Below are 11,624 nucleotides of genomic sequence, written 5' to 3' on the forward strand. Positions count from 1 at the left end.
GCGCGATACTCGGTTCGTGCCGTTGTCCGCGCCAACCCGAAGTCCGCGGTCTGCTCGAAGGCGCAATCGGACGACCGCGCTGCTGGCGGCCGCCGTGGCCGTGGTGCCGTCGGTGTTCTGGATCGGCACCGAGGAGTCGTTCATCATCCCCAAGCTGATCGTGTCGTCGGTCATCGCGGTGGCCTGTGCCCTCGCGCTCGTCGCTGGTCTGGACCGCTCCCGCCCGCAGCCGACGTTCATCGACATCTGCGCGCTGCTCTTCGCCGGCGTCGTCTTCGTCAGCTACCTGGCGTCGGTCGATCGGGACCAGAGTCTCTGGGGCGAGGAGTACCAGCGCCAGGGGTTGTACAGCGGGGCGCTCTACCTCGTCTTCTACGCGTTCGCCCGGACGGCGGTGGTCGATCGCGTGCGGCTTCGGGTCCTGGCGAACGGTGTCTCGTTCGGTGGCATCCCGGTCGCGCTCTACGCCGTTGCACAGCGGGCCGGCCTCGACCCCCTGTGGGACGAGATCCCGGGCGGCCGCGTGTTCTCGACCATCGGCCAGACCAACTCGCTCGGCGCCTATCTCGCGCTGGTGCTCCCGATTTCTCTCGGTCTCGCGATCGTCGGCGGCCGTCGGACGATCGGATGGATCGTGGTCGGCATCCAGGGGGCCGCGCTCGTGCTCACCGAGAGCCGGGGCGGCTATCTCGGCATGGTGATCGGCCTCTCCGTGTTCGCCGTACTGACCGTCCGACTCCAACGTGCCGACCCCCGCCGGGTTCTGGGCATCATCGTCGTGGCCGCGGTCGTGCTCGGCGTCGGGGCGACCACCACACCCGGGCTGTCCGATTCCTCGAGGCGGGCGTGGAGCCGGGCGTTGTCGGCCGACGAATGGACCACCGGGTCGGTGCGGAACCATCTCGACCTCTGGGAGGTCGCCGAGGCCGTTGTGGCCGATCACCTGCTCCTGGGCACCGGTCCCGACACCTTCCCGCTCGTGTTCGGCGACTATCGCGACGATGTGCTGCCGGCCGACAGCGCCGCTCGTCTCCGCATCTATCGAGTCGAGAGCCCCCACAACATCGTGCTCGCCCATGCCGCCGGCTCGGGCCTTCCGGCCGCGGCATTGTTCCTCCTGATCATCCTCGGCCCGGTGATGCTGGCCACCGGGTCCCTCGGCCCTCGCCGGGAGGGGCAGCAACGTGGCGGACCGGTCGATGTCGGCGTGGTCGCCGGGATCTGTGGCGGCTTCGTCGCGTCGCTGTTCATCACCGCCGACTTCTCGACCACATGGTTGATGTGGATCCTCGCCGGCGCACTCGTCGCCATCGCGGCCAACGACGACCGGGCGGAGCGTTATCGAACCATCGCCTCGATCTCGGGCGGCATCGCGACATCGTCCGCCGACGCAGGACCCCACTCGACCAGCGTCTGAAGATAGGTCGAGCCGGTGTCGCGGTCAGTCGTCTCCGTGAGGACGGCGACCCCGGTGTCGTCGTCGGCGCAGCTTCGCCCGGCGATCGGCCCGTCCTCGAACGTCCAGCACGAAGCGGCTCGGCCGGCGAAGGTCGATGCGACGGCGTCCTCGGCTGCGAACGTCAGCTTGCCCGCCGTGGGCACGAGCGGTGACGGGTCCGGATCGACCTCGCACACGGTGTCGTCGCCGGCTGAGTAGCAGAGAAAGGGTGCACCGTCGACGAGGTATCTCCTCAGCGCGCCCTCGATGCGGACCTCCAGCCCGTCGGCGATGATCACCACGAGATCGCTCTGGTCGCCGCGTTCGGTCGTCGTCGTCCACCGCAGGCGGGCCGGCCCGTCGGCGTCGATCATCCGGAAGTCCGGGGCGACTGCGTCCGGTGGCGGCGGCGTCACCGGGTCGGTGCGGTCGCGCAGGATCCGGTAGCCGACGAAGGTGATGACGGCGAGCCCCGCGACGGACGCGATCACCCGCAGCGCCGGTGTCACCCCTTCGCCCCGCCGGCCGCTTCCTCCTCCGTCAGTTCCAGGCGGGCGTGGCGGAACCCGACGAGGAAGAGGAGTCCGATCGCGAGTGAGGTGCCGGCGAACCCGACCGGTCCCTGAAGGATCGGGACGATGTCGCCACTGCTGATGCCGAGGAAGTCGCCGCCCGAACTGGCGGGTGGACTCGCGTTCGGGCTCGCGGTGGGACTCGCGGGCGGGCTTGCTGGTGGGCTGAGTGTCTCGTCGGTGTCGATGGTGATGCTGTCGCACCCCCAGAACCGCTCGCCGCTCAGGGTGCTTCCCTGGGTGCAGGCGACGGTGTCGCCGAGGGACAGGCCCGCCGACCCGACTCGGTACTGGAACACGGCGTCGGCACGCGTGTCGTTGTTCACGTCCGCGACATAGGCGGAGAGTGCGGCTGCCTCGTCGCCGTCCTCGCCGAAGGTCCAGGTCGCGGAATCGATGTCGCCGGCATCGAAGTCCTCGTCGCCGAGGACGGCGACGGCCAGCGGGCGGTCGGGATCGCCGAGACCGATCACGTTGAGCGGCGACTGCGGATCGATGTCGACCGACATCCGAAGGCAGGTACGTCCGCTGAGGTCGCTGAACGCGCCGTCCGGGCAGCGGTTGCCGTCCCATTCCACGTGGGCGAACGAACCGCCGGCCAGGTCGGCGCCGAGCAGGTCGTCGTCGATGACCTTTCCGCCGTCGAGGTCGGCGTTGCGGAGATCGACTCCCGTGAGGTCCGACTGCACGATGGTCAGTCCCTCGAGATCGGCCGATGCCAACGAGGCGTTGGTGAGGACCACGCGTACGAGTCCGCCGGCTCCGCTCAGATCCACATCGGTGAGGTCGGCCCCGGTCAGGTCCGAGTTCACGATGGCGCTGTTGCGCATGCTCGCGCCGCCCAGATCGCTGTTGATGAGCGTTGCGCCCGAGAGGATGCTGCCGTCGAGGTGAGCGCCGGTCAGGTCGGCACCCGTCAGGTCGAGGCCGGCTGCCGTCGTGTTGTCGATGAGTGCGCCGCTCAGATCGGCTCCCGGGAATGCGGCACCCGACAGCGCTGCCGTGGAGAGGTCGGCGCCCTGGAGGACGGCGCTGCTGAAGAACGAGCTGCGGAGAGAGGCGCCGCGAAGCGTCGCATTCGTCAGGTCGGGTCGGATGAGCACCGCATTGTCGAGGAGTGCGCCTCTCAGATCGACGCCGATGAGGACGGCATCGACGATCACAGTGTTGGACAGGACCGCATTCGTGAGGTCGGCCTCGGTCAGATCGACGCCGATCAACACGTGTCCGTCGAGGTCGACGCCGACGAGCGATGCGCCGGGGCCGAGGAGATGGCCGGCCACGAGCTGCCAGCGTGCCGGCAGCAGCGGCGAACCGACGATGCCACCGGAGGCCACACCGGTGAGGGTTGCGCCCGAGAGGTCGGTGTCGGTGAGGATCGTGTCGGTGAGGATCGCGTCGGTGAGGTCGGCACCCGAGAGGTCGAGGCCCGAGAGGTCGAACCCCGTCAGGTCGCATTCTCGGAGCCTCGCAGCGGGTCCGGGGTCGAAGGGATCGCAGTCGAGGCCCTTGTCGTCGTCGAGAATCGTCACGGCGCCGATACCGAAGAACCCGCCGATCGTCGCGTTGGTCGGATTGCCCGTGAGGACCACAGCCCGCTCGTCGATCTCGCTGACGGTGTCGCCGAGGACGGTGATCGGCAGGAGGGCCGACGTCTGCCCGGGAGGGATCAGGACGGAGCCCCCGTCGGCGGTGAAGTCGACGCCCAGCGTCGCCTCGAAATCCGTTGCCACCCACTGGAAGGCCACCGGGAAGCTGGACGGAGCGCTGAGTGTCACCGGGATCTGCGCGACGATGCCGTCGGTATCGCCTTCGAGCACAGAGGTGCTCCCGGGGATGATCACCGGTGGGTCGTCGTCGTCGAGGATCACTCCGAAACCCAGGCCGAGGAAGCCGCCCAGCGACGCGTTCACCGGGTTGGAGCTGGAAACCACGACCCACTCGTCGTTCTCGTCGATCTCGTCGGCGACGATCGGGAACTCGATCGTCGCGTCGGTGGAACCGGGGGCGAAGGTCACCACACCAGAGGCCGGCGGCACGTCGTCGGGCACCTGGGCGTCGTTGGAAAGGACCGTCCAGTCGACGGAGACCGGATTGCCCGATGGGTAGGAGAGCGTCACGGGGAGCACCATGGTCGTGAGACCGCCCGTGCCCTCCACGACGGTGGTGCCGCCCAGTTCCACCACGGGCTTGACGGTGGGGTCGCACGCGTCGCCGATGCCGTCGCCGTCGGTGTCGGCCTGGTCGGCGTTGGGGATCGCCGGACAGTTGTCGCCCCCGTCGCCGACGCCGTCGAGATCGCCGTCCGGTTGGGGGAGCAGGTCGACGACGATGCTGAAGATCGATTCACCGCCGGTGAACCCCGCGAATCCGTCCACGCGGATCCGGCAGGCGAACGCGCCGCCCGCCACGCAGGTCGTGTCGTTGATGCCGATCCCGGTGTTGCCCCAGACGTAGGTGAAGTCGTAGTCGCCCGTCGGGTTGATCAGGATGCCCACTCCCGCAGTGATCGTGCCGCTGCCGCTCAGGATGCTGATGCCGCCCGGGTCGATCGGACCCCAGCAGTTGTTCGGGTCGGTGGCAGCGACCGCCGGCAGCGGGGTGCCGCCGGCATCGGCGTTCCCGCACGCGGCGATGGCGACGAGCGCGGCGCCGTCGTAGCCACCGCTGCCGTCGAGATGGATCTCCAGTCGCGACCCACTGACGATGTCGACAGTGTCGGGTCCGGTCACCTCGACGACCACCGCCGCGCCGGCAGGCGATGTGGTGGCGATGAGAAACGCGCCGACCGCCAGCAACAACAGCGACACCATTCGCGGCCTGCTCCGTCGTGTTCGACTCCGCCCCCGCGTCACTGACCTCACCATCGCCCATCCCCCGCCGTCGCACACGTGTATAGCAAAGGCGCAGCCGTGGTGCCCACTGTCAGTGGTCGGACGCTCCCGGGCGACGCAGCGCGTTCGACGGTGACCGATCCCTCACCGTACGCTCGACCGGGTGAGGGTGCGGTCGGTGTGGCTGTCGGTGGTGTTGGTCGCGGCGGCCCTTCTCGGCACGGCGTGCCTCGACGAACTCGCGGCCGAATCAGGCCTCACCTTCGGCCTTTTCGTGCAGGGTGGCACCGCACTCGAGCGGTCGCTGGTGATCGAACACGCCGATGCGACCACGAACCACGGCCTCTCGTGGTCGGTGATCCAACCCGGACCCGATGAATGGAATTTCGGGCCCGCCGACGCCACCCACGCCTGGGCCGAAGCCAACGGGCTCCACCAGACCGGGTTCCACTTCGCGTGGGACCAGGTCCTGCTCGACGACCTCGCGCCGTGGGTGCTCGGGATCTCCGATCCCGACGAACTCCGGTCCGTGCTGACCGAGCGGGCGGAGGTGATCTTCGCTCGCTATCCCGGCCTCGACCGCATCGACGTGATCAACGAGCCGTTCGATCTGTTGGGAGGTTCGCTCACCGTCAACCACTTCCATCAGGTGCTCGGACCCGACTACATCGCCGAACTGTTCGGGATCGTCGACGCGGCGGCGCCGGCGCAGACCGAGCTGATCATCAACGAGAACTTCGTCGAGTACAGCCAGGCGAAGGCGGACGGCCTCGTCGCGCTCGCCGCCGATCTCGTCGACCGCGGAGTCGCCGTCGACGGGATCGGCCTCCAGTCACACTTCATTTTCGGCGAACCCGATTGGGCTCGCTACGAACAGGTGATGCGCGACCTGGGCGACCTCGGTCTCGCCGTCCACATCACGGAACTCGACGTCCCGGTCGCGCCCGGTCTCGCCGACCGCGACGCCGTGCAACGCGAGCGGTACCGACGAGCGGTGGCGACGTGTCGCTCGGTTCCCGCATGTCGGTCGATCACGGTCTGGGGCGTCGAGGACGGCCACACGTGGATCGACGATCTGCTCGGCCCGGGCTACACGCCGCTGTTGTTCGACGCGCAGGGCGCACCGAAGCCGGCGTTTCTCGGCGTCGTGGAGGCGCTGCTCGCCGAGTGACCTCGGCCCCTTCGTTCAGGCTGCAGGCGAACGCTCGTCCACGTCGGCACGCACGATCGCCGCGAGCTGCGGGCACTCGCGCAGGAGCGACGTGAACTCGCGCCGGTTGTAGGCGTAGACGAGGCTGTCCTCGAGTGCAGTCACCGTTGCGTTGCGGGGCTTGCCGGTCAGCAGCGCAACCTCGCCCATCACCATGCCGGGTCGGAGAACGGCGACGCCGTCGCCGTCGCGCTCGACCGCGAACGAGCCGGTGGCGACGATCATGCACTCACGGCCGACCTCGTCCTCGCGCATCGCGTGCCGTCCGGCCCCGAAGCGCACGGCTGTGCCGCGTCGTTCGATGGCTCGGAGCTCCTTCGCAGGGACGGCGCCGGCAAGCGGGCTTTGTCGAAGAGTCTGGGGAATCGGATCGATGCGACGGAACATGGGGACCTCCTGAGCGCTCTACGGCGCGCGGGGGCTGCCCGGATGCAGGACTTCGGTTCGCGGTTCGGTTCGCACGTTACCGATCGGTCAACTTACGCTGTCCGGATGCATCTCGCCCCTGGCCGCAACCGTCCCGTCCGGCTCCTGTCGTTCCTTTCGATCCTGATGAGCTTGTCCCTCCTGGCCGCTGCGTGCGGCGCCGACGATCCGGCCGCCCCGATCGGCGACGCGAACGGTGACGTCGACTCCAGCGGTGATGTCGACGCGGGTGACGGCGACGCGCCGGTCGAGACCGTCGCCGCCGACTTCTCCACGAACCCGAGCGCCGGTCAGGTCACGGTGACTGCCGCGGCGGCGGGTACCGAGCTCACCCTTCGTGGCCCCGGAACCGAGCAGACCGCCACTGTCGACGACCTCGGCAACCTGATCTTCCGCAACGTCGAACCCGGTGACGGCTGGCAGGTTCTCGCCCTCGGCGCCGACCCCGTGCCGGCGAGCGACACCTTCGCCGTGCCGACGCTCGAGGACCACCCCGACCAGGCGTTCTACGACGCCCAGGAGATCGGTGAGGGGTTCGGCTACATCGAGATGCGCGACGGGACATTGCTGAGCGCGACGGTCCGTCTCCCGGGGCCGATCGAGGACGGCCCCTACCCGACCGTGGTCGAGTACTCCGGCTACGACCCGTCGAGTCCTTACGAGATCGAACCGGCCATCAACATCTATGGCCTGCTCGGCTGGGCGACCGTCGGCGTGAACATGCGCGGTTCGGGCTGTTCGGGTGGCGCGTTCGACTACTTCGAGCAATTGCAGTCGATCGACGGCTACGACGTCATCGAAGCCGTCGCCGCCCAGGAGTGGGTCTACGAGAACCATGTCGGCATGGTCGGCATCAGCTATTCCGGGATCAGCCAGCTCTTCGTGGCGCAGACCCAGCCTCCCAGCCTCGCTGCGATCACCCCGATCTCGGTGATCGAGGACTCGTACCGGTCGGTCGTCTGGCCCGGTGGCATCTACAACAACGGCTTCGCCAAGAGCTGGGGCGAGTCTCGCCAGGGCGCCAACGACGCCTACGGCCAGGAGTGGGTGAACACGCGGATCGACGAGGAGGGCGACGAGATCTGCGACGCCAACCAGTTGCTCCGGAGCCAGAACCGCGACCTCACCGAGGCCGCTGCGGAGACGGCGTTCTGGACCGACGAGGCCGGCGACCCGCTGTCGCCACGGACCTTCGTCGACCGGATCAACGTGCCGACCTTCCTCGCCGGTGCGTGGCAGGACGAGCAGACGGGCGGCCGCTTCCCGACCATGCTCGACGACTTCACCGGCGCGCCGGTCTTCAAGGCCCATCTCTACAACGGCGCCCATGCCGACTCGCTCGGGCCGGAGAGCCTCTTCGCCGCCGTCGAACTCCTCGACGTCTACGTGGCGGAACGGGTCCCCGTGCTCGACCCCATCGTGCGACTCGGTGCCCCCGGCCTCTACGAGGATGTCTTCGGCGTGGCGGGGATCCAGGTGCCCGCCGACCGGTTCTCGACGCTCGAGGAAGCCCGTGAAACGATCGAGAGCGAGCCGGCGATCACGGTGTTCCTCGAGAACGGTGCCAACCCCGACGCCCTCGGCGCGCCGGTGCCGCGCGGGTCGGTGCAATTCGAGTCCTGGCCGCCGACCGATGCGGAGATCCGCACCTGGCAGCTGGGCGATCTCGTCGGCGGCGACGAGACCGTCGAGTTCGCGGTCGACGTCGAACGTTCCCAGGAGCTCACCAAGGCCGCGGAGGACGACGACGACGGCAACGAGTTCGACGATCTCCAATGGGACCTGCTCGACGAGGGCGCGGCCGTCGTGTTCGAGACGGATGCATTCACCGAGGACCTCCTGCTCGCGGGCACCGGTCGGGTGTCGCTCAGCCTCCAGGCCGACGAGGCCGACGCCGACATCCAGGTGACGATCACCGAGGTGCGGCCTGACGGAAACGAGATGTACGTCCAGTCGGGCTGGCTGCGAGCGTCGCACCGGGCCATCGACGAGACCGAAGCCACCGAGATCCTGCCGTGGCATCTCTACACGGAGGCGGCGCAGGCCGATCTGCCGGCGGGTGAGTTCACCCAGGTCGACGTCGAGATCTTCCCCGTCGGCCATGTGTTCCGGGCCGGCTCGAAGCTCCGACTGATCGTCGACAGCCCGGGCGGCAACCGCAACCTGTGGGCCTTCGACGTGCTGCCGTTCGACGGCACCGCGATCCGGATCGACCCGTCGGCATCGTCGCTGACGTTGCCCTTCGTGTCGGGTGTGGACGTGCCCGACGGCCTGCCGGACTGCGACAACACCCGCAGCCAGCCGTGTCGCACCTGGGTGGCCTACGAGAACTCCTCGGCGAGCTGAGCTGCGGCGGGCGAAGGCTCAGCGGTCGCGGATGGCGTCGATCAGCTCGGCCTTGGTCATCGTCGAGCGCCCTTCGACATCGAGCTCCGTCGCCCTGTCGTAGAGGTCGGTCTTGGCCCACCGCTCGTAGCCCGTGGACGCATCGTCATCCGGATCGACCGCACGGATCGCCGTCTTCACGGCGCCGAGCGCGTCGTCGTGGATGTCGGTGGCCTCAGCGGTCACGGCGTCGCCGACCTTCGAGGCCTGAGCCCGGGTCTGGCCGACCGTCGTCTTGGCGCCGACGCGGGCGGCGTCGAACGTGGTGGCGATGGCGCGTCGGCCGGTCCCGACGACGGTGCGAGCGGCACGGTCGGTACGCGAACCAACCGTGTGCAGCGAACCCCGGAGATTGCCCACGGCACCGGCGACGGTGTCATAGGTGCGTCCGGCGATCGACCGCTCCAGACGCAGCAGCGAGGCCGGCAGCGCGGGGAGCCGCTCCTCGATCTCGTCGAGGGTCGACGTGAGTCGGGTTTCGAAGGTGGCGGTGGTCATGCTGACTCCATTCGGGTTGTGTGTGTCGTTCAACGGCCTTCCCGCCGTCGGTGGGGGCGAAACGCGAACAGGGCGGGTCGTTCGTCACACCGTCGTGCGCCTTCGAGCTGATCGGTCCGGTTCGTGGCGCTAGCGTCGGCCCGATGTGGATCGCAGCTCCGAAGGGTCGGCCGTGGCGTCGCCTGGCCTGTGCCGCAGTCGTCCTGGCGTCGGTCGCCGGGGCGTGCTCCGGCGACGACGACGGAATCACCGCGTCGCCCGACCCCGACTCGACCACGTCCGGCGATCCAACCGTGCCGGCGACCAGCACCGCACCGCCGGAAGCGGCCCCGATCGACGCCGCGGAGTCCGGCGCGTGCGACCCGGTGGACGGTGCCGCCTGTCTGCTGCCCTGGCCCAACGACCGCTACACCCGGCCCGATGCCACGACGGCGACGGGGCTGCGGATCGACCTCCCCGCCGACGGCCCGCCGAGCAACGCCGACGGTGTCCCGATCGACGTGGGCGAATGGAACCGCAACGACGGGTTCAGCCCGGCGGCCATGCCGATGACGGTGATCCCCGGCCTCGACCCGGCCGCATCGGGCCTTGCACCGGTGACCGACATCGCGAGGTCGTTGGAGGACGACTCCCCGCTCGTGCTCGTCGACACCGTCACCGGTGAACGGATCCCGGCCTGGGCCGAACTCGACGCCGACGGCGGGTCACCCGACGACACGGCGCTGATCGTCGTGCCCGCAGTGGCCCTGACGGAAGGGCACCACCACCTCGTCGTGCTGCGCGGCCTCGTCGACACCGCGGGTGCGCCGATCGAGCCGACCGAGGCGTACGTCGATCGTGTCACCAACCCCCTCGACCAGCACGACGCCGCGCTGCTGGCGGCCCTCGACGGGGTCGGGATCGACCCGGCCGACACGACCCTCGCCTGGACCTTCACCGTCGCCAGCGGCGAGTCGCTCTCGGGTCGGCTCCGACACATGTGGGCCGAGACCGCGGCCGAACTCGGCGACGGCGCTCCCGAGTTCACGGTCGAGACCGCCGAGATCGGGTTCCCCGGGGTTCGCGGGACCTTCGAGGTGCCCAACTACCTCACCGGCGACGGGTCGACCGGCAGCGTGCTGAACAACGAAGGCGACCCCGACGGCATCCCGGTCCGCAACGGATCGATGACCGTCGACTTCCTCTGCACCGTCCCGCCGACGGCGACCGCTGACGACCCGGCACCGTTCGTGATGTACGGCCACGGCCTGCTCGGCTCCCGGTCCGAGGTGTTGGGGATCGGGACCCTCGGCGGTGCGGTCGGCATCGGGTTCTGTGCGATCGACTTCCTCGGGATGAGCACGGCCGATCTCCCGAGCGTCGCCGCCGCTCTCGAGGAGCTCACCCTGTTTCGCACCCAGCCTGATCGGATGCAGCAGGGGCATCTCGCCTGGTTGCTGCTGGGTCGGCTTCTCGCGAGCGACGACGGTTTCGCGACCGACCCCCGGTTCCAGGACGGCTTCGGCCGCTCGGTCATCGACCACGACCAGCTGTCGTTCCTCGGTGCCAGCCAGGGCGGAATCCTCGGCGGTGCGTCGACGGCGCTCAGCGACGACCTGACCCAGGTCATCCTCGCCGTCCCCGGCATGGGCTACAACCTGCTCCTGCCCCGCAGCATCGACTTCGACGAGTTCGCCCCGTTCTTCGAGGAGAGCTACCCCGACCCGCTCGACCGGATGCTGGCCCGGGAGCTGATGGAGATGCTCTGGGACCGCGGCGAGAACGCGGGTTGGGCGCAACACCTCACCCGCGACCCCTACGACGACGCCACGACGAAGAACGTGCTGATCCTCGCCGCTTTCGGAGATCACCAGGTCGCCAACGTCAGCACCGACAAGCTCGCCCGAACCCTCGGGACGCCCTTGCTCGAGCCCGGCCTCACCGACGGGCGGTCCACCGATGTCGACCCCTTCTTCGGCATCGACCCGATCGTCGACCTTCCCCACGCGGGATCGGGTTACATCATGTGGGACTTCGGTACGCCGGCCCCGCCGATCGCCAACACACCACCCCGGGAGGGCGACGACCCGCACGGCAAGCTGAGCGACGTTCCCCAGGCCCTGCTGATCGTCGCCGACTTCATCGGCGCCGACGCCGTGATCAACGACGCCTGTGCCGGCGAACCGTGCCGAACCCTCGACGAGTAGCTGAACGGACTCCGACCGCCCGTCGACTGCCGCCGTCGGACCGGAACACCTAGGATCACATTCGTGGTGCGCATG

At 69.1% G+C, this 11,624-nt stretch carries 8 protein-coding genes; 4 read left to right on the plus strand and 4 right to left on the minus strand.

The genetic code is table 11. From position 1 onward, the window contains the following. Positions 1-94: 94 nt before the first annotated feature. A complete protein-coding gene (locus R2707_19175; GenBank protein MEZ5247217.1) occupies positions 95-1,417 on the plus strand; it encodes an O-antigen ligase family protein in 1,323 nt (440 codons plus the stop codon). Here the strand turns inward: R2707_19175 and R2707_19180 are convergent. Together R2707_19180 and R2707_19185 are read right to left on the minus strand one after the other, a co-directional pair. Next, positions 1,339-1,947, minus strand: coding sequence for a hypothetical protein (locus R2707_19180; GenBank protein ID MEZ5247218.1), 609 nt, complete (start codon positions 1,945-1,947; stop codon positions 1,339-1,341). The two genes, R2707_19175 and R2707_19180, sit on opposite strands and share 79 nt — an antisense overlap. Beyond that, on the minus strand, positions 1,944-4,823 hold the full coding sequence (locus tag R2707_19185) for a pentapeptide repeat-containing protein (GenBank protein ID MEZ5247219.1): 2,880 nt from the start codon (positions 4,821-4,823) through the stop codon (positions 1,944-1,946). The genes R2707_19180 and R2707_19185 overlap by 4 nt, the downstream gene beginning before the upstream one ends. A 184-nt stretch (positions 4,824-5,007) precedes the next feature. On the opposite strand from R2707_19185, the gene R2707_19190 reads away from it, so the two are divergent. Next, positions 5,008-6,015 (plus strand): endo-1,4-beta-xylanase, encoded by a 1,008-nt coding sequence (locus R2707_19190; protein MEZ5247220.1) that lies wholly within the window; start codon positions 5,008-5,010, stop codon positions 6,013-6,015. 15 nt (positions 6,016-6,030) lie between these two features. Here the strand turns inward: R2707_19190 and R2707_19195 are convergent, their stop codons facing one another. Then, entirely contained in the window at positions 6,031-6,441 is a 411-nt protein-coding gene (locus tag R2707_19195; GenBank protein MEZ5247221.1) for a cyclic nucleotide-binding domain-containing protein, read from the minus strand. 105 nt (positions 6,442-6,546) lie between these two features. Here R2707_19195 and R2707_19200 point away from each other — a divergent pair, with 105 nt between their 5' ends. Further along, positions 6,547-8,826, plus strand: coding sequence for a CocE/NonD family hydrolase (locus R2707_19200; protein ID MEZ5247222.1), 2,280 nt, complete (start codon positions 6,547-6,549; stop codon positions 8,824-8,826). Positions 8,827-8,844: 18 nt separating this feature from the next. Here R2707_19200 and R2707_19205 read toward each other — a convergent pair whose 3' ends face one another. Further along, on the minus strand, positions 8,845-9,363 hold the full coding sequence (locus tag R2707_19205) for a Rho termination factor N-terminal domain-containing protein (GenBank protein ID MEZ5247223.1): 519 nt from the start codon (positions 9,361-9,363) through the stop codon (positions 8,845-8,847). Positions 9,364-9,506: 143 nt separating this feature from the next. On the opposite strand from R2707_19205, the gene R2707_19210 reads away from it, so the two are divergent. Further along, entirely contained in the window at positions 9,507-11,549 is a 2,043-nt protein-coding gene (locus R2707_19210) for a hypothetical protein (protein MEZ5247224.1), read from the plus strand. The last annotated feature ends 75 nt before the right edge of the window (positions 11,550-11,624 follow it).

This window comes from Acidimicrobiales bacterium (assembly GCA_041394245.1).
GTDB lineage: Bacteria > Actinomycetota > Acidimicrobiia > Acidimicrobiales > Aldehydirespiratoraceae > JAJRXC01.

Bases quoted from the DNA above. Each gene is read 5' to 3' on its own strand.
- R2707_19200 (MEZ5247222.1), top strand. From the start codon at position 6,547: ATGCATCTCGCCCCTGGCCGCAACCGTCCCGTCCGGCTCCTGTCGTTC.
- R2707_19210 (MEZ5247224.1), top strand. From the start codon at position 9,507: ATGTGGATCGCAGCTCCGAAGGGTCGGCCGTGGCGTCGCCTGGCCTGT.
- R2707_19185 (MEZ5247219.1), bottom strand. From the start codon at position 4,823: ATGGTGTCGCTGTTGTTGCTGGCGGTCGGCGCGTTTCTCATCGCCACC.
- R2707_19205 (MEZ5247223.1), bottom strand. From the start codon at position 9,363: ATGACCACCGCCACCTTCGAAACCCGACTCACGTCGACCCTCGACGAG.
- R2707_19195 (MEZ5247221.1), bottom strand. From the start codon at position 6,441: ATGTTCCGTCGCATCGATCCGATTCCCCAGACTCTTCGACAAAGCCCG.